The 23,663-nt window shown below is 62.7% G+C and carries 21 protein-coding genes; 15 read left to right on the forward strand and 6 right to left on the reverse strand.

The window, feature by feature from the left end; all coding sequences use genetic code 11:
* Positions 1-47: 47 nt before the first annotated feature.
* Entirely contained in the window at positions 48-1,301 is a 1,254-nt protein-coding gene (locus KYT97_RS19330) for an MFS transporter (protein WP_116104273.1), read from the forward strand.
* A gap of 4 nt (positions 1,302-1,305) precedes the next feature.
* Positions 1,306-2,286: a bile acid:sodium symporter family protein gene (locus KYT97_RS19335; RefSeq protein WP_033235281.1), complete on the forward strand. Its 981-nt coding sequence runs from the start codon at positions 1,306-1,308 to the stop codon at positions 2,284-2,286.
* Position 2,287: 1 nt separating this feature from the next.
* On the opposite strand, the gene KYT97_RS19340 is transcribed toward KYT97_RS19335, so the two are convergent.
* Positions 2,288-2,893 carry a YqgE/AlgH family protein gene (locus KYT97_RS19340; protein ID WP_219110487.1) on the reverse strand — a complete coding sequence of 202 codons (606 nt, stop codon included), beginning with the start codon at positions 2,891-2,893 and terminating at the stop codon, positions 2,288-2,290.
* Positions 2,894-2,905: 12 nt separating this feature from the next.
* Entirely contained in the window at positions 2,906-3,601 is a 696-nt protein-coding gene (locus KYT97_RS19345; RefSeq protein WP_045066036.1) for a TetR/AcrR family transcriptional regulator, read from the reverse strand.
* Between the two features lie 153 nt (positions 3,602-3,754).
* On the opposite strand from KYT97_RS19345, the gene KYT97_RS19350 reads away from it, so the two are divergent.
* The 3 genes from KYT97_RS19350 (at position 3,755) to KYT97_RS19360 (ending at position 6,553) form a co-directional block, all read left to right on the forward strand.
* Complete coding sequence (locus KYT97_RS19350) at positions 3,755-4,696, forward strand: NAD-dependent epimerase/dehydratase family protein (protein WP_219110488.1); 942 nt, start codon at positions 3,755-3,757, stop codon at positions 4,694-4,696.
* Between the two features lie 100 nt (positions 4,697-4,796).
* Positions 4,797-5,231, forward strand: coding sequence for an SRPBCC family protein (locus tag KYT97_RS19355; RefSeq protein WP_141485304.1), 435 nt, complete (start codon positions 4,797-4,799; stop codon positions 5,229-5,231).
* Positions 5,232-5,257: 26 nt separating this feature from the next.
* A complete protein-coding gene (locus KYT97_RS19360; RefSeq protein ID WP_219110489.1) occupies positions 5,258-6,553 on the forward strand; it encodes an MFS transporter in 1,296 nt (431 codons plus the stop codon).
* Here the strand turns inward: KYT97_RS19360 and KYT97_RS19365 are convergent.
* Positions 6,550-8,001: a CCA tRNA nucleotidyltransferase gene (locus KYT97_RS19365; RefSeq protein WP_219110490.1), complete on the reverse strand. Its 1,452-nt coding sequence runs from the start codon at positions 7,999-8,001 to the stop codon at positions 6,550-6,552. The two genes, KYT97_RS19360 and KYT97_RS19365, sit on opposite strands and share 4 nt — an antisense overlap.
* A 192-nt stretch (positions 8,002-8,193) precedes the next feature.
* Here KYT97_RS19365 and KYT97_RS19370 point away from each other — a divergent pair, with 192 nt between their 5' ends.
* The 5 genes from KYT97_RS19370 to KYT97_RS19390 all read left to right on the forward strand — a co-directional run bounded on the left by KYT97_RS19370 (position 8,194) and on the right by KYT97_RS19390 (position 16,340).
* Positions 8,194-8,673 carry an NUDIX hydrolase gene (locus tag KYT97_RS19370; protein WP_080711774.1) on the forward strand — a complete coding sequence of 160 codons (480 nt, stop codon included), beginning with the start codon at positions 8,194-8,196 and terminating at the stop codon, positions 8,671-8,673.
* A complete protein-coding gene (locus KYT97_RS19375; protein ID WP_219110491.1) occupies positions 8,670-11,015 on the forward strand; it encodes a DUF6049 family protein in 2,346 nt (781 codons plus the stop codon). The genes KYT97_RS19370 and KYT97_RS19375 overlap by 4 nt, the downstream gene beginning before the upstream one ends.
* Entirely contained in the window at positions 11,012-14,935 is a 3,924-nt protein-coding gene (locus KYT97_RS19380) for a murein biosynthesis integral membrane protein MurJ (protein ID WP_219110492.1), read from the forward strand. Before KYT97_RS19375 ends, KYT97_RS19380 begins: the two co-directional genes overlap by 4 nt.
* A gap of 49 nt (positions 14,936-14,984) precedes the next feature.
* Positions 14,985-15,566, forward strand: a complete 582-nt coding sequence (gene sigM / locus KYT97_RS19385) for an RNA polymerase sigma factor SigM (RefSeq protein ID WP_095887541.1) — start codon at positions 14,985-14,987, stop codon at positions 15,564-15,566.
* A 63-nt stretch (positions 15,567-15,629) separates the two neighbouring features.
* Entirely contained in the window at positions 15,630-16,340 is a 711-nt protein-coding gene (locus KYT97_RS19390) for an anti-sigma factor (protein ID WP_116104215.1), read from the forward strand.
* A gap of 1 nt (position 16,341) precedes the next feature.
* Here the strand turns inward: KYT97_RS19390 and KYT97_RS19395 are convergent, their stop codons facing one another.
* Positions 16,342-16,905, reverse strand: a complete 564-nt coding sequence (locus KYT97_RS19395; RefSeq protein WP_045066051.1) for a helix-turn-helix domain-containing protein — start codon at positions 16,903-16,905, stop codon at positions 16,342-16,344.
* A 98-nt stretch (positions 16,906-17,003) separates the two neighbouring features.
* Between KYT97_RS19395 and nox the strand changes: the two genes are divergently transcribed.
* From nox to KYT97_RS19420, 5 genes are all read left to right on the forward strand, one after another.
* Positions 17,004-18,188 (forward strand): 4,4'-dithiodibutanoate disulfide reductase, encoded by a 1,185-nt coding sequence (gene nox / locus KYT97_RS19400; RefSeq protein WP_219110493.1) that lies wholly within the window; start codon positions 17,004-17,006, stop codon positions 18,186-18,188.
* A gap of 56 nt (positions 18,189-18,244) precedes the next feature.
* On the forward strand, positions 18,245-18,826 hold the full coding sequence (locus KYT97_RS19405; RefSeq protein ID WP_033235295.1) for a TetR/AcrR family transcriptional regulator: 582 nt from the start codon (positions 18,245-18,247) through the stop codon (positions 18,824-18,826).
* A gap of 110 nt (positions 18,827-18,936) precedes the next feature.
* Positions 18,937-19,944, forward strand: a complete 1,008-nt coding sequence (trxB, locus tag KYT97_RS19410) for a thioredoxin-disulfide reductase (protein ID WP_033235296.1) — start codon at positions 18,937-18,939, stop codon at positions 19,942-19,944.
* Positions 19,945-19,982: 38 nt separating this feature from the next.
* Positions 19,983-20,306 carry a thioredoxin gene (gene trxA / locus KYT97_RS19415; RefSeq protein ID WP_033235297.1) on the forward strand — a complete coding sequence of 108 codons (324 nt, stop codon included), beginning with the start codon at positions 19,983-19,985 and terminating at the stop codon, positions 20,304-20,306.
* A gap of 128 nt (positions 20,307-20,434) precedes the next feature.
* Positions 20,435-21,622: an N-acetylmuramoyl-L-alanine amidase gene (locus KYT97_RS19420; RefSeq protein WP_033235298.1), complete on the forward strand. Its 1,188-nt coding sequence runs from the start codon at positions 20,435-20,437 to the stop codon at positions 21,620-21,622.
* A 12-nt stretch (positions 21,623-21,634) separates the two neighbouring features.
* On the opposite strand, the gene KYT97_RS19425 is transcribed toward KYT97_RS19420, so the two are convergent.
* Positions 21,635-22,318 carry a hypothetical protein gene (locus KYT97_RS19425; RefSeq protein ID WP_033235299.1) on the reverse strand — a complete coding sequence of 228 codons (684 nt, stop codon included), beginning with the start codon at positions 22,316-22,318 and terminating at the stop codon, positions 21,635-21,637.
* A 256-nt stretch (positions 22,319-22,574) separates the two neighbouring features.
* Positions 22,575-23,663, reverse strand: a complete 1,089-nt coding sequence (locus KYT97_RS19430; protein WP_219110494.1) for a ParB/RepB/Spo0J family partition protein — start codon at positions 23,661-23,663, stop codon at positions 22,575-22,577.

Here is a 23,663-nt window from a genome sequence, read left to right on the forward strand (position 1 = left end):
CCTCACAGCTTTTGCGCCATTCGCGCCATTCGTTCCGCTCCCTTACGATACGTAGGACGACCCATGTATTTGAGGAGGGGCTTCCCACGTCCACGACAGCACTCACCGCGCAAACCGCAACCCGCCGGACCAATCGACACTTCTACGGTGTCGGCTACGTCCTCACCGTGATCCTGCTCGGCGCGAACATGCCCACCTCCGTCTACGGGCTCTACCGCAGCGAGTTCGGATTCACGCCCACAATCCAGACGCTCATCTACGGCGTCTACGTCGCTGGGTTGGTGCCGGCGCTGCTGTTCTTCGGCCCACTCTCCGACTTTCTCGGCCGACGCGCCGTGCTCCTGATGTCACTGGCTTTGAGCGTCGCCGGAACGCTTGTCCTCGCTTTTGCCGACGCCACCGTCTGGCTGTTTCTCGGTCGAATCGCACAAGGAATTGCGGTGGGCGCAGTCAGCGCGGCCGGTAGCGCGGCGCTCGTTGAACAGGAACCGACGTTCGATCACCGTCGCGCAGCTCTCGTCTCCACTGTGACGGGTGCGCTCGGGGGCGCGCTGGGACCGCTCGTCTCGGGCGCAATTGCGCAATACCTGCCCCAACCGCTGCGCCTGCCGTACCTGATTTTCCTTGTCGCGTTTGTTCCCGCCCTGATCGTTCTGTTGCTGCTGCCGCGCGGCACAAGGACCGCTCGCCCGAAGAGCCTGTTCCAGATTCCCCGCGTTCCCGCGGTAATCCAGCAAACGTTCTGGCTCAGTTCACTTGCTGTCGCACTCTCCTGGGGAGCGGTCGGCCTGTTCCAATCCGTAGTCCCGTCCTGGATGACCAGCTTGCTCGGGATCAACAATCTTCTACTTGCCGGCGGCGCTGCCGCACTGGTCATGATCTGCTCCGTGATCGCTCAACTCGGTGGCAGCCGGATGGACCCCCGCGCGTCCACGATCGTCGGTCTCGGAATTCTTGCTCTCGGGATGATCGGGTTACTTGTTGTCGATATCGTTCCGAGCCTCGCACTGCTGAGCGTTGTCACCATTGTGGTCGGCGCCGGGCACGGATTGGTATTTGCCGGCGGCATGAAACGAGTCAACGCCGCGGCGCGAGCACACGCCCGCGAAAGCCACGGCGCGATCCTCGCGGCGTTCTTTACCGTCAGTTACGCGGGGTTGGCGATACCGTCCATTCTCGCGGGCATCGCCATCACCGTCCAAGGGATGCAGACCGCGATAATCGAGCTGTCGATCATCGGAGCAGTCTTGTGCCTGGTCATGATGACCTTCAACGCCCGCGCAGCACGTCGTTATCCTTAGCCAGGTGAAGTTTCTCAGCAGGTTCTACATCGACGGGTTCATCCTCGGCATCATCATCGCCGCAGTGCTCGGAAGTGTGTTCCCGGTATCGGGCACCGCTGAGACAGTGCTCGACTGGGCCACCAAGATCGCCATCGGCTTCCTGTTCCTGCTCTACGGCGCCCGCCTCTCGCCGCAGGAAGCCTGGAAGGGCGTCAAACACTGGCGGCTGCACAGCGTCGTGTTGGCGTCGACGTTTATCTTGTTCCCCTTGATCGGCCTGGCACTGCGATTCCTGTCGCCGACGCTGATCAGCGACGAGCTGTACACCGGCATCCTCTACATGTGCCTGGTCCCGTCGACGGTTCAGTCGTCGATCGCCTTCACGTCAATTGCCAAGGGAAACGTTGCGGGCGCGATCGTCAGTGCGTCGTTCTCCAACCTGATCGGCGTCTTCATCACCCCGCTGTTGGTGGTTCTCCTGATGAATACCACCGGCGAGGCAACCGTCGATTTCTCGGCGATCCTCGACATCGTCGTGCAGTTGCTGATCCCGTTCATCATTGGCCAGCTGATCCGGCCACTGGTAATCGGCTGGCTTCAAAAGTACGCAGAGCCAACAAAGTTCGTCGACCGCGGGTCCATCCTTCTGGTTGTCTTTGCCGCCTTCAGTGAGAGCATGAAGGAAGGCATCTGGAGCACCATCACGATCTGGCAGATCCTGATCCTGGTGGCGGTGTGCTGCGTGATCCTCGCGGTGGTGCTTGCGGTGACAACCTTCGCGGGGCGCAGGCTCGGCTTCGATCTAGCCGATCAGATCGTCATCATCTTCTGCGGATCGAAGAAATCCTTGGCGACGGGCCTGCCGATGGCGGCTGTCCTGTTCGCGGGTCAACCTGTCGGCCTGATCGTGTTGCCGCTGATGATCTTCCATCAAATCCAGCTGATCGTGTGTGCCGCGCTGGCGCAACGCTTCGCGAACCGGGATCCCATCAGAGTTGGTTAGATCAGTTCCGCTCAACCTCGATGGGATGAGTGGCCAACATGGCCAGCGGCAATGGTTGGCGTCGTAGCACCCGGGCCCACACATCGATACGCGACGGCGTCACAACGTCCGACGGCAAGGAAGCGGTCACCATCCAGTCGTCACGCTCGAGTTCCGAATCAAGCTGCCCAACAGTCCAACCCGAATACCCGGCGAAGATACGAATTCCCTCGACCAGCGGAGCAATCACGTTGGGATCGGAATCCAGATCCACCATCACCACCTTGCCGTCGACGCGCCGCAAACCCGCGACACCGTCGATGATTGCCCCGTTGCGCGCGGTGCCGAGACACAGTGCGGAATCGCGTTTCACCGGCCCGCCGACGTAGAGGGCCGACGGATTGGCGGCCAGTGGCGCCCACTGCGGAAGGACGTTCTGCACAGTCGTCTCGCTCGGCCGATTGATCACGACGCCAAGACTTCCCGCGTCGTTGTGTTCGATCATGTAGATGACGGTGCGGCGGAACGCAGGTTCAACGAGGTCGATGGACGACACCAACAAGCTGCCTGGCCCAACCTCGGGTTCGATCCAGGCCATACGGTCTTCGGGTTCTTCTGCGTGCGACACACCTACATCATCTCACTCCAAGCCCGCCATTCCCGCGAGCAAGGCGAGGTGCCGCTCGAAAAGCTCGGCCGGTTCGGTGAAGGTGTCCGATCCATACTGCCCGAACACCTCGAAGTTCACAGAACCGAACAGCGACACCCACACCAAGGTTCCGCGGGTGATTGCCTCGGGCCGCAATTCGACGCCCATCTCCGCGCGCACACGTTCCAGATCCGCCTTCAAGGGTTCACCGACTGCTGCGTCGGGGAACGATGTGAGGGCACCCGCCCGATGCGCGCTGTCGACTATTGCGATCAGCCTGGTGACCACCCGCGTGCCCGGCCCGGTGGTTTGCTCACCCGGTGCGTTGTAGCCGGGCACCGGACTGCCGAACAGCAGTCCGTATCTAGCGGGTTCGCGTATCGCCCAGGCCCGCACGGCTCGGCCCAACGCCAAAAACTGCCCCCGATAATCTTCTGCCGCAACAGCATCCACTGCAGCATCCACTTCGGCGCCCAGCTCGGTGTAAGCATCCACGACAAGAAGGGTGAGCAGTTCGTCGCGGCTGGCCACATACCGGTAGACCGCCGAGGATACGACGCCCAGATCTCGCGCCACCGCGCGTAGCGACAGAGCCGCAGCGCCGACCGCTGCCAGATGCTCGCGGCCGATCCGGGTGATGTCTTGCAAGGTCTGTTCACGCGCGCGTTCGCGGGGGGTACCGGCCATGGGAACAGCTTGCCTCAATTCCGAGAGCAGAGCCAACAAACGAGAGCAGTGTCGATAAAAGAGAGCAGTGCTCTTGACATAGTCATCCACGTGGTGCATCCTAGAAATCGAGAGCAGTGCTCTCTAAACCACGAACCTCAGGTAGGAGACATCATGTCGAACCTCGAAATCGTCACCGGCGCAGGACCAGTCGGATCCACCGTGGCGCTACGACTCGCCGAGCAGGGGATCAACGTCCGTCTCCTGACCAGATCCGGAAGCGGACCTGCGCACCCACGGATCGAGCGTCGACGCGTCGATGTGTCGGATCGAGACGCACTGCGCGCCGCCGCCGAGGGCGCCACCGCGATCTACCACTGCATTCATGCCGCCTACAACGCCGCGGACTGGGAACGCGAACTCCCCGCGGCAGAAAAAGTCATCCTCGACGTCGCAGCCTCGTTGAATGCCGTTGTGGTGTTCCCCGAAAGCCTCTACGCGTACAACTCCGACACCGTGATGACGGAATCCGACCCCCGCAACGTCACCGGCGGTAAGCGCGGAGTGCGCGCGATGCTACTGCGCGCCCGCGAAGCCTCTGCCACACCGACCGTCAGCGTGGTGGCGTCGGACTTCTTCGGCCCCTACGTGCGCACAGCTCACGCCGGCGAACGCATGGCTCCGAAAGTGATGGCAGGAAAGAAGATTCGGGTAATCGGATCGGCAGATCAGCCACACTCCTTCACGTACGTACCCGATCTTGCGGCAGCGATGATCGCCGCGGCACACAACCCGGAACTGTGGAACTCCGTCCTGCACGCACCCACCGGACCCGCGCTCACCCAACGCACCATTGCCGAGGCGTTTGCCGACGCCGCAGGAGCCCCCGCCGCCAAGGTGGGCGTACTCCCTGCCTGGGTTCTCGATACCGTCGGCAAGGTACACACCGATACCCGCGAACTGGCAGAGATGAACTACCAGTTCACCAAGCCTTTCGTGATGGATTCGACTGCCAGCGAAGCCCTCCTCGGGCTGTCGCCGACGCCACTCGATCAGGCAGCGCGCGAAACTGTCGGCTGGTGGCGAGCAGAACAGGCCCGCACCGCGGCAGCCTGAAGAGCACGCACCTTTCCAATGAATGGGATTTGCGTTCCCACCCGGCCCACGAGCTCCCTAGTGTCCACGTCACACCGAGCGAAGCACTAGAGAGGTACTTATGCCCACGCTTCTACGAACAACCACTCTGCCCGTCGAGCCGGACCAGATCTGGTCTGTGATCAAAGGATTCGACGAACTCGCCTCATGGCACCCGCGCGTCCCCCCTTCCGAAATGGAAGAAAGCGCAGACCCGACCACGCCAGGTGCCGTACGCCGATTCATCGTCGACGGCAATGTCGTAGCACGTGAAGAGTTGATCGAGCATGACAACAGCGGCCGAACGTACAGCTACGAGGTACTCGACCAACCGCTACCGGTCAAGAACTACATTGCGCGCATCGAAGTAGTTCCGACGCCTGACGGCAGTGAAGTCAGGTGGACCGCCACCTACGACGGAGGCGACGAGATCATCCCCGTCGTGGAGAACGCCTTCGGCGACAACGTGTACCTGGTTGGCCTCGATGCATTGCGGGACCGGTTCGACGGTCGATAGTTCGGTTCCCGCTAGAGTTTCACTACATGACCCCAGCCTCGAACCGCCGCGAGGCCTGGTCCCGGACGCTCCACACCGTGCGGGAATCCCCGGGCCTCGGACGGTTGGCGCTTGTCCGCTTCTCGAGCCAGTTCGGCGACGGGTTGTTTCAGGCCGCGCTGGGCGGCGCGATCCTGTTCAACCCGGAACGCGAGACAGATCCCGTGGCGATTGCGGCGGGGTTTGCCGTACTGCTGCTGCCCTATTCGATCATCGGACCCTTTGCGGGTGCGCTACTCGATCGCCTCGACCGGCGCCTCGTCCTGCTGTGGGCAAGTGTTCTGCGCGGTCTGCTGATCCTCACGACCGCTGTTCTGCTCGCCAGCGGGGGAGGGGACACGCCGCTGCTGTTGTGCGCATTGGCGGCTATCGGGGTCAGCCGATTTGTTGGCGCCGGAGTCTCGGCTGCACTACCGAAAGTGGTTCGGCAATCCTGGTTGGTGGCCACCAATTCCGTTCTCACAACCGCAGGTTCAGTGGTGTCAGCCCTGGGCGCAACCGCGGCGGTGAGCATTATCGGGATTGTGGGTGCCGGTGATCGGGCGTCCGCAATCGCCGTGGCGTGCGCTGCCGTCGGATCGGCCGTTGCAGCTGTGGCAGCTGCACGGTTCACCGCCAGATCCCTTGGCCCCACCACCTCGGAAAGAATCAACACGGGCGCTCTTCATTCCGTTCTGACGGGCCTGAAGACCGGAGCCACTGCCGTCTGGGAGGCTCCCGGTGTCACTACCACGATGATCGGAATCGGCGCGCACAGAATCTGTTTCGGCATCAACACACTGATCATGGTGCTGGTGCTTCGGAACACGTCCAACGGCTCGGCGCTCCCTGGTGGGATGGCGGGATTCGGTGTTGCCGTTGGCGCTACGGCCATCGGCATGCTGATCGCCGCACTGATCACACCGTTTGTGATTCCGCGGCTCGGTCGCTCGCGAACCGTCACCTACGCACTGACGGCCGCCGTGATCATCCAACTCGTTTTTGTCACCACACTGACGCAGGGATCACTCCTGATCGCCGCATTCCTTCTCGGCATTGCCGGCCAAACCGTGAAACTGGCCGGCGACGCGGCGATGCAGATCGACATCGACGACAACCGTCGTGGCCAGGTTTTCTCCTTGCAGGACACCGTGTTCAACGTCGCGTTCATCGGTGCGATCGCCGCCGCGTCGACGGTGATCGCACCCGACGGCAAGAGCGTCGGATTAGCCCTTGCCGGTGCGGGCGTCTACGCCGCCGGACTGTCGGCGGTGTTGATCAACCGCAAAAAGCGAGAAGGCTAGGACTGCTGGGCAGCCCACCACTTCAACAGTTCGGCCTCGGCCTCGTCGCGGTCGAGGGGACCACGATCGAGACGCAACTCCTTGAGGAAGGTCCACGCCTTACCCACCTGGGGACCGGCAGGAATGTTCAACAGTTCCATGATGGCGTTGCCGTCGAGGTCCGGACGCACCCGAGCGAGGTCTTCCTGCTCGGCGATACGGGCGATCCGCTCTTCGATGTCGTCGTAGGTGGCCTGCAACTGCGCGGCCCGACGCTTGTTGCGGGTGGTGCAGTCGGCGCGCACCAACTTGTGCAAGCGGGGGAGTAGTTCACCGGCATCTGTGACGTACCGGCGTACGGCAGAGTCCGTCCACTGCCCCTTGCCGTAACCGTGAAAACGCAAGTGCAGGAACACGAGCTGCGAGATGTCGTCCACCATCTGCTTGGAGAACTTGAGGGCACGCAAACGCTTGCGCACGAGCTTGGCACCGACAACCTCGTGGTGATGGAAGCTGACGCCGCCGCCGGGCTCGTTGCGCTTGGTGTCCGGCTTGCCGATGTCGTGAAGCAGTGCGGCCCAACGTAATACGAGGTCCGGGTCGCCATCCTCGAGGTCGATGGCCTGCTGCAGCACCGTCAGAGAGTGCTGGTAGACGTCCTTGTGCTGGTGATGCTCGTCGATCTCGAGCTTCATCTGCGGGATCTCGGGCAACACGTAATCTGCCAAACCGGAATCGACCATGACGTTGATGCCGTCCAACGGGTACATGCCGAGCATGAGCTTGTTGAGTTCGGTCTGCACGCGTTCGGCCGTGATCCGCTCGATCTGCGAAGCCATGTCCTTGATGGCGTCGAAAACGCGATTGTTCAACGTGAAACCAAGCTGAGATACGAACCGTGCCGCGCGCAGCATCCGCAGCGGATCGTCGTTGAACGAGTTCTCGGGAGCCGACGGCGTATCGAGTTCCCCGGCGAGCAGAGCGTCCATGCCGTTCAGCGGATCGATAAACGTGAACGAACCGTCGGCGCCTATCGCCATGGCCATCGCGTTGACCGTGAAATCACGACGCACCAGATCGTCGGCAAGATTCTCGCCGTACTGGACTACCGGATTACGGGACACACGATCGTAGGCATCGGCCCGGAACGTCGTGATCTCGATCTCCTGGCCGTCCTTGATGGCGCTGATCGTGCCGAAATCGATCCCGGTATCCCACTGCTTGTCGACCCAGCCCTTGAGCAGAGCCTGCACCTTCTCGGGACGCGCGTCCGTCGTGAAATCCAGATCACCGCTGAACCGGCCAAGGATTGTGTCGCGCACGCTGCCACCTACCAGGTACAGCTCGTGGCCGGCCGCTGCGAAGCGCTCACCCAGCGGGGTCAACACATCGGAGAGCGTGCGCAATGTGTCGGAAGCGTCGGCAAGGAGCCGTGCACGGCGATCGGCATCGGAGGTAGGGGCAGTCACGTCGATTGAGCTTACTTAAGGTGCGCAAATAGCAGAACGCGCATATCAACGCGAGCACCCGGTTTGCGCGGGTTACCGGCCAACCAGACGATGCCAACTAGTATCGATGGGGTGTCAGGTGCCGAACGAACGAACAGGAGCCGCCGCAACTCGCGGCGTCGTCCTGCCGTCGGCAATCCTGAACGATCCCCGATGCGTACAGTCCGCGAAACTTCGGCGGGCGGATTGGTCGTCGACGGCTGGGGCGGCCCGCCCGAACGCCTGTGTGCTGCACTGATCGGACGAACCGACCGCCGTGGTCGTCTGTTGTGGTCACTGCCCAAGGGACACATCGAGCAGGGCGAGACCGCCGAGCAGACGGCGATGCGTGAGGTCGAGGAAGAAACGGGCATTCAGGGAACCGTCCTCGCGCCACTCGGCAGCATCGACTACTGGTTTGTCACCGAGGGCCGACGCGTCCATAAAACGGTGCACCACTATCTCTTGAGATTCCTCGGCGGCGAACTGTCCGACGAAGACGTCGAAGTCACCGAAGTGGCCTGGGTACCGCTCGCGGAACTGCACTCACGCCTGGCGTACGCGGACGAACGAAAACTAGCCGAACTTGCCGCACAGATGATCGCCGAGATGCCCCACGCACCCATGCTTCCGAAGGAACCGGACGCAGGATGAAAATGGCTCTACGGCGAGCGGGCATCGCCGCTCTGGTGATGGCCGCTGTCGGTGTGACGGGATCGCTCGGGGCGGCACCGGCACACGCACTCCCCGCCTCGCACGACAAACACGTTCAGGCACCACGCACCAGCACCGACGGCAAGTTCCTCGAACTGTCCATCGAATCCACGACACCGACCACCGTCACGACAACCAGCACGCCCACCGTCGTGGTGAAGGGCACGGTCAAGAACGTCGGCGACCGTCCCGTCGAAGACGTCGGAGTGCGGTTGCAACGAGCGCCGGCCATCGACAATGCAGCCGACGTACGCGATGCCCTCGAATTCGACCAAGCCATTTTCGACACAGTCGGCGAGTTCGACACCGTCGCCACCAGCCTCGAGCGGGGCGAATCCAGGCCGTTCACCCTCTCGCTGCCACTGCGCAGCACTACCGGAACCTCACTGGAGATCTCCGAGCCCGGCGTCTACCCGATGCTTGTCAATGTCAACGGCACCCCCGAATACGGCGGCGCAGCCCGGCTCGACGACGCGCGTTTCCTCCTCCCGGTACTCGGCGTTCCCAGCGCGACCAACACACGAACGTCAAGCACCTCGGCTTCAGCCGTCGTCGCACCCGACACGTCCAATCCCGTCGGCGTGACGATGATGTGGCCGCTCGCTACCGCTCCCAGCCTGGTCGGCGGAATCCCCGGATCCGTCAATGACCCCGTTCGACTGATCAACGACGACCTCGCCACCGAACTCTCGGACGGCGGACGCCTCGACGCGCTTGTCGACGCCGTCGAAAATGCCACGAAACCCGAGATCGACGCCGACAACAAGGTGCGGGATTCGCTGTGCCTCGCCATCGACCCCGACCTCGTGATCACGGTCGACAACATGACCCGCGGTTATCTGGTCGTCGACAACGCGGCAGACCCCACCGGCGCAGCCCACGACGGTCGCGGACAGGATGCGGCGTCCAATTGGTTGTCGCGAATCAAGACGCTGGCAGCATCGATGTGTACGACGTCGGTTCCGTTTGCGCAGGCAGATCTCGCGGCAGTCGGTACCGTCGCCCATCCCGAACTGACGGCGACGGCCATCGACCGGCCGGCCGACATCGTCGACACCATTCTCGGCGTGACTTCGCTCCGCAATTTCGTGTGGCCGGATTCCGGAGTCCTCGATTCCGTCACCGTTGACACTCTGAGCACCAGGCCGACAACCACCCTCGTAGCGGCCTCGTCCGTGGATTCGAGCGAGGCACAACTGTCCTCGCGCATCACCGACACCGTCGACGCACTTGCCTTCGACACAGCGGCGGCCGCAGCTTTTGCCGCGACCGGATCCAACCCGTCGACGCCGTCGTACATCGACGAGGACACCGCGCCGCAACTCGAGACGGAATCGCGGGTTGCCCGGAGACAGGACGCACTCGGCGCGATGGCGTGGTCCGCGTTGACTCCCACCGCCGTGCCACGCAATCAGATTCTGGCGCCGCCGCAACTATGGAGCGCCGACGCGGAGGACGCCGGCGCGATGCTGTCGATGCTCGCCACGCTCATCCGCTCCGGCCTGGCGACACCACAGTCCCTTCCGGCGCTGCTCGGCACACAACCCGGCGCTACGGACACGGCAACTCTCGAATATCCGGAGCGGGCAACTCAGGACGGTCCGCAAACAGCGGTCATCGACACGGCGAAGGCTCAACTGCCCCGAATCGATGCGCTCGAACTCTCACTCGTCGACGACCCGCAGGTTCTGCTCACTCCGCGCTCCTTCACCGCCCCGCTGCGTGAGGATCTGCTGCGCGCGATGAGTTCGGCCAACCGGCGCGATACCAGTATCTTGTCCGTCCGGAATGCCGAACGTGCTGCAAGCATCCGCGCAGGCAACGTGACCACCAGCGTCAACGGTCTCTATCAAGCCGTCAGCGTCGTATCGCCGGGCGGCGTGTACACACTGGCGTCCGGTCAAAGCCCGCTGCTCCTCGTGGCCCGCAACGAACTGCCGATCGCCATCAACGTCAACCTGCGGGTGGACGCTCCGCCGGAGATGAAGATCAGTGACATCGGTCCCAAACAATTGCCGCCGCGCGGTAGCCGACAATTGACTGTGCCAGCGGAAATGAACGATTCCCGCAAGGTGGTCGTGAGCTTCTCGCTCACCACCACCGACGGGTTCCAATTGGGCAGCCCGACCAGCGTGACCGTACGGTCGAATGCATACGGTCGTCCGTTGGCCGCTGTGACAGCCACAGCAGGAGGATTGTTGTTGTTCTTGGCCGGACGACGGCTGTGGCATCGATATCGGGGTCAGCCCGACCCAGCTGATGAAGGGTACAAACGTTCATGACCGGGAATCCGCCTGAGGGCAAACGGTCCGCGATCACGCGCCGGAGCACCGCAACCGCGTCACATCCGCGCATGCCACCGTGGGAACGCGGGTACCCGATCCAGCCGGTCAACCCGGACGCACGTTTCGACGACTCACCAACCATGACCATTCCGGTCATCCGCGACTACCCGCGGTACCGGGAAGCGGAAATGGAGTTGGCGAACCGTCCCGTCTCCGAGTCCGGTGACGTCGACCCCGACTCTCACGTTCTGCCAGGAGACCGCAAGGAATCCAACTCGCGACTTCTCGCGGCGACGGGTTCCATCGCCATCGCGACACTGACGAGCCGCATCACGGGATTCGCCAAGCAGCTGATGATCCTGATGGTTCTCGGTCCGGCCATCGCCAGTTCGTTCACAGTCGCCAGCCAGATCCCGAACATGATCGCGGAGCTGGTTCTCGGTGCAGTGTTGACCGCGATCGTCGTGCCGGTCCTTGTCCGCGCCGAACGCGAAGACAAGGACAAAGGCGAAGCCTTCATCCGACGCCTCTTCACGGCGTCCCTTGTCCTTCTCGGCATGGCCGCGCTACTCGCGACCCTCGCCGCACCTGTGCTCACCAAATACGTCTTCCTGTCCGAAGACGGCAAGGTCAGCACCGACCTGACGACGGCCCTGTCGTACCTGCTACTGCCGGCGATCCTGTTCTACGGACTGTCTGCGCTGTTCACGGCGTTCCTCAATACCCGTCAGGTCTTCAAACCCGGAGCCTGGGCGCCGGTGCTCAACAACATGGTCGTCCTCGTGGTGCTCGTGATCTACCGCCTGACACCAGGTGAGATCTCGCTGAATCCGGTCTCGATGGGTGACGCAAAACTGCTCACCCTCGGCATTGGCATCACCGTCGGCGTCATCGTGCAGGCTGCCAGCCTCATTCCCGCGCTACGACGCGAGAACATCTCCCTCAAGCCGCTGTGGGGTCTCGACGACCGCCTACGTCAGTTCGGCGGCATGGCCGTCGCCATCGTGTTGTACGTCCTGATCAGTCAGATCGGCATGATCTTCGCGACGCGCATTTCCTCGCACGCCGACGAAGCCGGCCCCGCGATCTACAGCCAGGCCTGGCTGCTGCTGCAGTTGCCGTACGGCGTCCTCGGTGTGACAGTTCTGACCGCGATCATGCCGCGCCTGAGCCGCAACGCCGCAGCCGACGACACCCCGGCCGTCGTCGACGATCTGTCGGTCGCCACGCGTCTGACCATGATCACGCTCGTTCCGATCATCATGTTCCTCACCTTCATGGGCCCCCAGGTCGGTGAAGCGCTCTACGGTTACGGCCGCTTCGGACCTGAACAGGCCGAACGTCTCGGCACTGCGGTGAGCTGGTCGGCATTCACGTTGATTCCGTACGCGCTGGTGCTGATCCAACTCCGCGTGTTCTACGCCCGCGAACAAGCCTGGACGCCGACGTGGATCGTTCTCGGAATCACCGCTGTGAAGATCGCCTTCTCCGCTCTCGTCCCACTCGTTGCATCCGATACCGATCAGGTCGTGATCCTGCTCGGTGCAGCCAACGGACTCGGCTACATCACCGGTGCGGTCATCGGTGGATACCTTCTGCACCGCAGCCTCGGAAACCTCCAGATGGCCAATGTCGGTAAGACCGTATGGTCCGTCGTCGTCGCCTCCCTGGCCGGTTCACTGACAATGATTGCCGTCGACCGGGTACTCGGATTCCACAAACTCACCGAGAACCTGGGCGGTCCCGGATCCTTCATTCGCGTAGCCGTCGGCGGCATTCTCATGCTCGCCATCACCTTCACGATCCTGTACTTCAAGAAGATCCCCGAAGTGCGCTCGGTAACGGTTGCGGTCTCCCGCAAGATTCGTTCTGTGTTGGGTCGCCCCGAACCAGCCTCGAAGTCCGCCACCGGTAATTCGGCGCAGCGCGACGACGATGCTGTAACCGAGCTGATCCCCGCCGTGCGAACGGAATCGAACCAGCACGAACGACCAGGTGCGCTGCCGTACCCTGGTCCTGGAACCACAAGGTCGCAACCCGCACAGACACGGGGATGGGCAACCGAAAGTGAAGGAGCGAGGGTGAGCGACGACAAGGTCTCCGACGACAAGAATGCCGGAACTTCTGCCGTGAAAGAGTCCACGTCGGCTGGGGCAGCGCCTACGGGTGCGCCGCGAGCAGAGGCTCCCCGGAAGCAAACACCACAGCAGCAAACACCACAGCAACAGGCGCCGCAGCAACAGGCGCCGCAGACACAGGCAATCAAGTCCGAGCCGCCCAAGGCTGTGCCGAACAAGGCGGTGCCGCAAAAGGCTGTGCCGAACAAGGCTGCGCCCCCCAACCCTGTGCCGCCCGCCGGATCTGCCAAGACGCCGCCCGCTGCACCCACCTCTACTTCCCGGCCCTCTCCCCGCGGACCGAAGCTCATTCCGGGTGCCTCCGTCGCCGGCGGCCGCTACCGTCTGCTCGCCCCGCACGGTGGCACTCGTGGACTGCAGTTCTGGGAAGCACTCGACGTCAAACTCGATCGCGAAGTAGCCCTGACGTTTGTCGACGCGGAACAGCGCGGCGACGACAACGCCCAGTCCGGTCCACAGGCCGTGCTCTCCCGCACCTTGCGCCTTGGCCGGATCAACTCGCCGGGCCTGGCCCGGGTCCTCGACGTCGTCCGCGGCAGCTCGGGCGGCATCGTCGTCGCCGAGTGGACGCCTGGCCGATCACTGCGTGAAATGGCCGAGACGACGCCGTCGCCCATCGGCGCAGCACGCGCGATCCGCAGCCTCGCGGCCGCTGCCGAGGCAGCTCACCGCTCGGGTGGCGCGCTGTCCATCGATCATCCGGATCGGGTGCGCATCAGCATCAACGGCGACGCCGTACTCGCGTTCCCCGCAACGCTTGCCGACGCCGATTCCACCAGCGACGTTCGTGGTCTTGGTGCCATGCTCTACGCCCTCATCACGGCTCGGTGGCCGCTGGCAAAGCCGTCAGCCGGACCCGTCGGCGGGTTGCTCCCGGCCGGCCGCGACGCGTCCGGGAATCCCGTCGAGGTGCGAGGAATTCGTCCCGAGGTGCCGTTCGACATCTCGGCCGTTGCCACGCGCGCACTGCAAGCAGAGAGCGGAATCCGCACTGCCGCAACGGTGCAACACATTCTCGATCAGGCATCCGTCGTCAACGACAAGACGGAACTGATTCCCGCCCTGCGCCTCGGACATCGCGACCCCGGCAACTCCGGACACGCTCTGACGGATCCCGAGGCCATCGAAGCCGAGAAGAAGAAGTCGACGCGCATGCTCGCCGCGTTGACCGCGCTGGGCGTATTCACCGTCATCGTGCTGATCCTGCTCGGCGTGTGGGTTGCCAGCTTCCTCTCCGGGAGCAGTTCCAACACTCCCTTGAGTGAACAGAGCTTCGGCTTGACCTCGGAAGCTGCTGCACCCGAGGAAAGTTCGGCTCCCGCTGCCCCGCCGGTTGCCACGGCCCCTGTCGGTGCGTCGACGGTCGCGGTGTTCTCGCCGCAGGGCACCCCGGATCAGCCGGCTACGGCCAAGAACGCCATCGACGGAAACCCCACAACGGAGTGGTCGACGGACTCGTACTTCCAGCCGTTCCCGGCGCTGAAGAACGGCGTCGGCCTGATGGTCACGCTGGACGACGCCGCGACTCTGAAGAACGTTGCCATCACGTCCGATTCGCCGGGTAGCGTCGTTGAAATCCGTTCTGCCCCTTCTGCCGGAACAACTCTCGATCAGACGAAGCAAATCGGGACCGGAACATTGAAGAACGGTGTCACGGATATTCCGGTCACCACCGACAGCCCGAGTCAGTACGTTCTCATCTGGATTACCGAACTCAGCACGCAATCCGGACAAAACCAAACAGCCATCTCGGACATAACGTTCAACGCCGCTCGATAGCCCGTCCCTGACCCCTCCCGATGGCCCGCTCCTGGGTTAACATCCGCCGGTGCACACTTATCGGGGGGGCACCGGGGGCGAGGTAACGGATGTCGAATTACTGACAGCACATGTGGCGGGCGATCCACATGCTTTCCGTGAATTGCTGACCCGGCATCAGGATCATCTATGGCACGTCGCCCGGCGTACCAGCTATTCGGACGAGGACGCCAGTGACGCCTTGCAGGAAGGCTTGCTGTCTGCGCACCGCAACGCGTCCAAGTTCCGTCGCGATGCCGCTGTGCGAAGTTGGCTCCACGCGATAGTTGTCAACGCGTGCCTGGATCGAATTCGGCGAAACAAGTCACGCCAAGCCTTTTCGCTCTCCGCCGACAATGTGGAGGAACCTCGCGATTCTCACGATCATGTCGAAGCCGTGGACATGAGGATGACCGTCGATCAAGCCTTGGCCCTGCTGCCGCCTGAGCAGCGCGCTGCCGTCGTTGCGGTGGACATGGAGGGTTATCCCGTAGCCGAGGCCGCAATTCGGCTCGGCATCCCTGTGGGAACGGTGAAGAGTCGCTGCGCTCGCGCGCGCAAGCGTCTAGCCGCCGAATTGGCCGAGTTGGGTGGCCGAGGGAACCGATCGTGATGTCGACGCGTCTAATCTTTGTGAGCACCAGAACAGGTAGCCGCGCGCAGAAAGGGGAGGCTCGTGAACGATTCGTACGTTCCTGCCCCACCTTTCTCCGAAGACTTGCTGGCCGATCTTCACGGCGGTGTTCTCGACCCCGAAACCAGTGCTGCCTTGTGGGTCCTCGTCGACGACGATCCTGACGCGCTGGCGTTCGTCAGCAAACTCGACAACGTCAGTCATTCACTGCGGACGTGGGACGAGCGCATCGCCCCGCACGAGCCCATGCCGCCCGAGTTGGCAGCGCGCATCCACAGCGCATTGGACAGCGAGTGGAAACAGCAACAGACGCAACATGATTCCGATTCGAATGTAATCTCCATCGCCCGCTCGCGACGCCGGCTACTGATGGGTGGTGCCGCTGCTGCAGCAGCCGTAGCGGTTGTGGCTGTGTTGATTGCGGTACGCCCCACCGAACCGAACGCCGTCATCACTGCGCAACCCACTCCTACCGTAAGCGAAAACCCGACTCCCGAAAGATTCCTCACCTTGATCGGATCCAAAGATCTTGGCCCACTAGAGGATTCACTCAAACTGGCAGGTTGCCTGCAGGCAAACGGATTCTCGCAAGATGAGCCACTTCTCGGATCGGGCGAGGTCACCGTCGACGGCAACCCAGCCGTGGTGCTCCTACTGCGCGGCACGCAGCCACGTCAGATCACCATCCTTGCCGTCGGCCCGGAATGTAGCGCTGACAAACCGAACACGCTGTCCGTCAACACTATCGGCTAGTTCACTTTTCTGCGACCGGCAACAGCAGTGCCAGGATGCGCTCGCGGAGTTCCTCCGTATCATCTTCCACCGCAATAAGACTCGAGAACATCGCAGCGCCGGCCGCCATCACGAGCACAGCTTTTGCGTCCAACAGTGCGGCGTCGCGGTCTTCCGAATCTTCCAGGAACAACTGGGTACTCGGCCCACTGAACCCGCGCCACAGCTCGTTACGTAGATCGTCGTGATCGCGCAATGCCGCCAATAGTCCGGGCGCCGCGGCACGAACCTCGGGCCGGGCGAACAACTGCGCGCTACCGGCCACCACCCAGCGGATCCACCCGTCGCGATCCGTTCCCTCGAAGGGCGTCAGATCCGGGGTGGCGCCGAGGATCGATCCGAGAACCAAGTGCGCTTTGGACGACCATCGACGCGACATCGACGCCCTACTGACTCCGGCTCGGGCGGCGATGGCGCGCACGCTCAATTGCTCCCAGCCGACCTCGAGCAGCATGGTGCGGGTGACTTCGAGGACTGCGTCGTCGATGCGTGGGTCTCGGGGGCGACCAGATCCTGTGGTGTTCATCGTCTCGAATTGTCGAACAGATTTGGCGTCGGCGCTATATCGTCGTAGATACGAGTCCACTGGCATCGTAATGGATCCGCCGAAGCAGGAAGAAGAACATGACCCCCACGATCTTCGAACCGGCCCGTCTCGGGCCGCTGACCTTGAAGAACCGCATCATCAAAGCTGCCACCTTCGAAGGCGTGATGCCGCGGGGAGCGATCTCCGACGACCTGATCAACTTCCACGCCGAGGTCGCTCGCGGGGGTGCCGCCATGACCACCGTCGCGTACTGCGCCGTCTCACCCGGTGGCCGCGTCCACCGCGACACCCTCGTCATGAACGAACAGGCGCTGCCCGGACTGCGCCGTCTGACCGAGACGGTCCACGCCGAAGGAGCGCTCGCCGCAGCACAGATCGGCCACGCCGGACTAGTGGCCAACACCCTCTCCAACAAAACGAAAACCCTGGCCCCGTCGACGCGATTGAGTCCGCCCGCGATGGGTCTCGTCAAGGGAGCGACACTCGCGGAACTCGGCGGCGTTGTCGCCGACTACGAGCGCACCGCGCGCATTGCCGTCGACGCCGGATTCGACGCCATCGAGGTGCACCTCGGCCACAACTATCTGCTCAGTTCGTTCATGAGCCCCAATCTGAACAAACGCCATGATCAATACGGCGGAACCGTCGCCAGGCGTGCCGAATATCCGCGTCGGGTGATCGAAGCAGTCCGCAGGGCAGCCGGACCGTCGGTTGCAGTCACGGCGAAGTTCAACATGTCCGACGGCGTCCCCAAAGGACTGTGGCTCGATCAGAGCCTGCCCATCGCCAAGATCCTCGAAGCCGATGGCCATCTCGACGCCATGCAATTGACCGGCGGCAGTTCACTTCTCAACGGAATGTACTTCTTCCGCGGCGACGTTCCGATGGCGGAATTTGTTGCGTCCCAGCCCAAACTCGTGGGTTACGGTCTCAAGTTGTACGGCCCGACGCTCTTTCCCAAGTACCCCTTCGAGGAAGGGTTCTTCCTTCCATTCGCCCGCCAGTTCCGCGAGGCGCTGAGTCTGCCACTGATCCTGCTCGGCGGTATCAATCGCGTCGACACCATCAAGGGCGCACTCGGTGAAGGTTTCGAGTTTGTAGCCATGGCTCGGGCACTGCTTCGAGATCCGCAGTTGGTCAACAAGTTTCAGTCCGAATCGGTTTCCGAAGGGCTGTGCGTCCACTGCAACAAGTGCATGCCCACCATCTACACCGGCACGCGCTGCGTCGTCCGAGAGGCTCTGCGCCCAGCGACCACATAGCGCGCAACTCCCCACTAGGCTGTTCGACGACCGAGCAGCGTACGAAAGGAGTTCACGTGCCACGCATCAACGCCGCTACCGTCGGCGAGCATCGCGCAGCGCAGCGTCGTGCGCTCCTGAACGCTGCCCGCGAGGTTCTTGCCGAAGGAACCGCGGACATCCCGTCGTTCGGTGAGATAGCCAGGCGCGCCGGACTGGCCCGATCGAGCGTCTATCAGTACTTCAACTCCCGGCAGGACCTACTCGACGCACTGGTCGAGGATTCATTCCCGCGGTGGTCGCAGAAGTTGGCTGAGGCCATGGCGGAGGCCGACGGCCCCGCCGGTCGCATCCTCGCGTACGTCGACGCCAATCTGATCCTGGCCGCAGACGGAGAACACGCGATCGCGGCGTCGCTGAGCCAAATCGCACCCGGCCCGAAGTTCGATGAGAAGAGCCGGGCACTGCACGGCGATCTTGTCACTCCGCTGCTGCACACGCTGCAAGAACTCGGCGCACGCGACCCCGCCGTCACTGCCGAACTGATCAACGCGATAGTTCACACCGGGGTCCGACAAATCGAACGCGGCACCGATCCGGATCAGGTGCGCCGCAGTGCTGGCGCCCTGGTCGCACCGTATGCACACGACCCCAGCTGAGCGCCTGACCACTTTTGCGCCGGGCCCGGGAACAACACCCCTTATCCTGGTGTTGATCGGTACGGCTCTCCAAGAAGCGGAGGGTCTGCACTCACTATTGGAAGGCTCGCATGACCACCCAGCTGGAAACCACGCCCGCGGTCCATGACGTCATCATTGTCGGTTCCGGACCGGCCGGCTACACCGCTGGTGTCTACACCGCGCGCGCTGAGCTCCAGCCCCTGCTGTTCGAGGGAACGCAGTTCGGTGGCGCCCTCATGACCACCACCGAGGTCGAGAACTTCCCCGGATTCCGCGAGGGAATCATGGGACCGGACCTGATGGAACAGATGCGTGAGCAGGCTCTGCGCTTCGACACCGACATCCGCACCGAGGACGTCGACGAGATCGACCTGAGCGGACCGATCAAAACCGTCGTCGCGAACGGCGAAACCTACGCCGCGCACGCAATCATCCTCGCGATGGGCGCCGCAGCGCGTTACCTGGGGATTCCCGGTGAAGAGCGTCTCCTCGGCCGCGGCGTCAGCGCCTGCGCCACCTGCGACGGCTTCTTCTTCCGTGACCAGGACATCGTCGTGGTCGGCGGCGGCGACTCCGCCATGGAAGAAGCAACCTTCCTCACCCGCTTCGCCCGCTCGGTCACCCTGGTGCACCGCCGCGAGGAGTTCCGCGCCTCACGCATCATGCTCGAGCGCGCCAAGGCCAACGAGAAGATCCGCTTCCTCACCAACGCCGAACCCCTCGAGGTCCTTGGCGAGAACAGTGTCACCGGCCTCGTGGTCCGCGACACCGTGACCGGCGAGACCTCCACCCTCGAGATCACCGGCATGTTCGTCGCCATCGGCCACGACCCCCGCAGTGAACTCGTCAAGGGCCAGGTAGACCTCGACGACGCCGGCTACGTCCGCGTTGCACCCGGTTCCACCGCAACCTCGGTCGACGGCGTCTTCGCGGCCGGCGACCTGGTCGATCACACGTACCGTCAGGCCATCACCGCTGCCGGCACCGGATGCTCCGCTGCGATCGACGCCGAACGCTGGCTCGCCGACCGCGGCGACATCACCGCAAACACCCTCGATGCCGCCGGTCACGCCGTCGACGTCGTCGGCGCCCCCTGATTCACCCAGCTGTCGTACCCAACCCTCGAGGAGTAACAGTGTCGAATACCGTCACCATCACCGACGATTCCTTCAAGCAGGACGTCCTGGGCAGCGACAAGCCCGTTCTCGTCGACTTCTGGGCAACCTGGTGCGGCCCGTGCAAGATGGTCGCCCCGGTTCTCGAGGAAATCGCCGGTGAGAACAGCGACAAGCTGACCATCGCCAAGCTCGACATCGACGCCAACCCGGCCGCAGCCCGCGACTTCCAGGTCATGTCGATCCCGACGCTGATCCTGTTCAAGGACGGACAGCCCATCAAGACCATCGTCGGCGCAAAGGGCAAGGCCGCGCTGCTCAAGGAACTCTCGGACGTACTCTGAGTACCCTGTGAACGTAGGGGATTCTCGCAATCCCCAGGTTTTCTGAGATAATCGATCGATGTGCCTGATCAGATCCACTTCCAGGCACATCGATCGAATTCTTTTGCCGATCCGAGAGGTTTTCACGCATGCATCGACTCCGACACGGTGATCACGGCCCGGCCGTCGCCGAGATTCGGGGCACATTGACGAAGCTGGGATATCTGCACCACATCCCGTCCAGCATTCGACGTGAAAGCGGCGACGGTGCCCATTGGGTTGCGCCGGACGTCATCTTCGATCATCACCTCGACAGCGCCGTTCGTGCCTTCCAGCAGCAACGTGGGCTACTTGTCGACGGCATCGTGGGCCCGGCAACGTATCGGTCCATTCGTGAGGCGTCGTACCGCCTAGGCGCCCGCACTCTGATCTACCAGCTGTCCGCTCCGCTGTACGGCGACGACGTGGCAGCACTACAGACCAAACTCCAGGATCTCGGCTTCTACTCGGGGCGCGTCGACGGCTTCTTCGGGCCGATGACGCACGAGTCGTTGTCGTCCTTCCAGCGTGAGATCGGCATCGCCGCCGACGGCATCTGCGGCCCCCAGACTCTGCGCTCGCTCGACCTTCTCGGAACTCGTGTCACTGGCGGTTCACCCCACGCGATCAGCGAGGAAGAACTGGTGCGGCGCAAGGGCCCGCAGCTGGGTGGAAAGCGGATCGTCATCGATCCCGGTCTGGGCGGCCCGTCCACCGGAGCGATTGTGAACGGTATCTCCGAGTCCGATGTGCTGTGGGATCTTGCGATGCGCCTCGAGGGGCGTATGGCTGCAACCGGAATGGAGACGTTCCTCTCGCGGCCGCACAATGTCGATCCGTCAGAGGCTGATCGGGCATCAACTTCCAACGCGTTCGACGCAGACCTGATGATCTCGCTGCGGTGCGACAGCAATCCCAGCCCGTCCGCAAACGGTGTGGCGAGTTTCCATTTCGGAAATTCACACGGTTCGGTCTCGAAGATCGGTCAGATTCTCACGGGGTTTGTCCAGCGCGAGATCGTTGCCCGAACTCCGTTGCAGGACAACAGGACTCATGGTCGCACGTGGGAATTGCTGCGACTGACCAACATGCCGACGGTACAGATCGACCTCGGATACCTCTCGAACGCGAATGATGCTGCGGTGCTTACCAATCCGCGCATGCGTGACACCATCGCCGAGGCCATCCTGATTTCGGTCAAACGCCTGTACCTGCTTGGCCAGGACGATCAGCCCACCGGCACGTTCACGTTTGCCGAGCTTCTTGCAGAAGAACTTTCGGTATCCGACCGCAACTGACACGCGCGTTACTCACACGCGTGTCAGTTCACCGACCTGAATCATCTCGAGGGCCGCGGCCTGCAGGAGTCGATCGAGGGCTTCCTCGACGTCGACTTTCCACTCGTGGTCCCGATCGAGTTCGAGCCGCAAGCGTGGGTACCGATGATGGGGCGCAACAACCTCGAAGCCGTAATCCTCGAGGAAATCTGCGCTGATCATGCATTCCTCCGGTGAACATTCCAATGCTGCAGTTGCCGACGCGATATCCGACGCCGACTCCTGCTCATGTGCGCGGATACCAAAAGCTTCGAGGGCTCGGACACCGCGTCGAACGAGATCGGTCACGACAGCGGAAATGAGGGCCGGCCCGAGGCTTTCCTCGACGCCCGACGGCTCCAGCCGAAGACTGGTCAGCAGAACGGCGTCAGAGCTGACGGGACTGGTGGGGAACATCTGGGCGCGCGGAATGGTGCGGGGAGGGGCGTAGAGAGCGCTGCCGAGTGGTTTGCCGTCCTTGACCGCGACCTGGCCGCAGGATCCCCACTCGAGCATAACCATCGACAGCCACGCTTCTTTTTCGAATTCCTGATCGCAGAATCCCCGCGCATCGTGAAGGGCCGCCGGATCCATCTCCCAGAACACACAGCGGCGAGCGTGTGCCGAAAGTTGATCGAGACCGTCAAGCCGCAGCGATGTGATGACGTGAGTCGACACTGGCTAACTCACTTCCGTAGGTCGCGATCTCAATTTTGGTATCTGCCGAACATTTAGGTCTCCGCCGCACATTTTTGCCCTACCCGACGCGTTTTCCTTCTCCAGAATAAGCCACCACAACTCCGTCTGCGCTGCCGCTGCACCCGCCACATCAAAACTGTTGCGGTTCAAAGTATTTCACTTCCAGGAACCGCTCAGCATCAACATTTTGTCACAGTGACGAAACTAGCTGGTATGGATGGATGTCGATGTTTCGTCACTTGTTCGATTTCTGCGCTTCCATCATGCCCACGATGCGCTGAAGGTCATCCACCGAGCCGAACTCGACCACAATTTTGCCCTTCCGCTTACCCAAACTGACCGTCACGCGGGTGTCGAACGAGTCGGACAACCGCTCCGCCACATCCTGCAGACCCGGCATCATGATCGGCTTCCGCTTCTGTGGGGGAGCGATCTCACTGTCTGCGCGGTTGGCCAAAGTGACAGCTTCTTCTGTCGCTCGGACCGACATTCCTTCCGCCACGATGCGCGCCGCCATCACTTCCTGAGCGTCGGCACCCGCCTCGAGGGAGAGCAATGCACGAGCATGCCCGGCCGACAGGACGCCAGCAGCGACGCGTCGTTGGACAGCCACCGGCAGCTTCAGCAGACGGATCATGTTGGTCACGACGGGGCGCGAGCGACCGATACGGTTCGCCAATTCCTCGTGCGTCACTTCGAATTCTTCGAGCAACTGCTGATACGCGGCAGCCTCCTCGAGGGGATTCAACTGAACACGGTGAATGTTCTCGAGGAGCGCATCACGCAACATCGAGTTGTCGTCGGTCTCACGAATGATCGCCGGAATCTTCTCGAGGCCGGCTTCCTGACTCGCGCGCCAGCGGCGCTCACCCATGACAAGTTGGTACTTGTCGCCGTTGCGGCGAACCACGATCGGCTGCATCAAACCGAACTCACGGATGGAATGCACCAACTCCGCAAGTGCTTCTTCGTCGAAGACGTGACGCGGCTGCTTCGGGTTGGTCTCGATCAGACTCGGTTCGATCTCGAGGTAGACAGCGCCGGCGGATGTCAGTTCAGACTCGAGTTCATCCGCGGTCGGCACTGCAGTCTTTGCGGCGCCAGCTTTGGATTTTGCGGTTTTGGGGGCCGCTGTCTTCGGTGGGGGAGGGGAGGGGTTGGCCTTCTCGCCGCCGTTTTCACGGCTTCCGATGTCACCGCCTCCCACTTCGCCGCCGATGATGAGATCCGCTGCTGCCGCCCCCAGTCCGGGTGCAGTGGCCGGACCGGTAGGAATCAGTGCGGCAAGGCCGCGGCCCAATCCGCCTTTACGTGCCTGGCTCAT

Source organism: Rhodococcus globerulus, assembly GCF_019334125.1.
GTDB classification, from domain to species: Bacteria; Actinomycetota; Actinomycetes; order Mycobacteriales; family Mycobacteriaceae; genus Rhodococcus_F; species Rhodococcus_F globerula.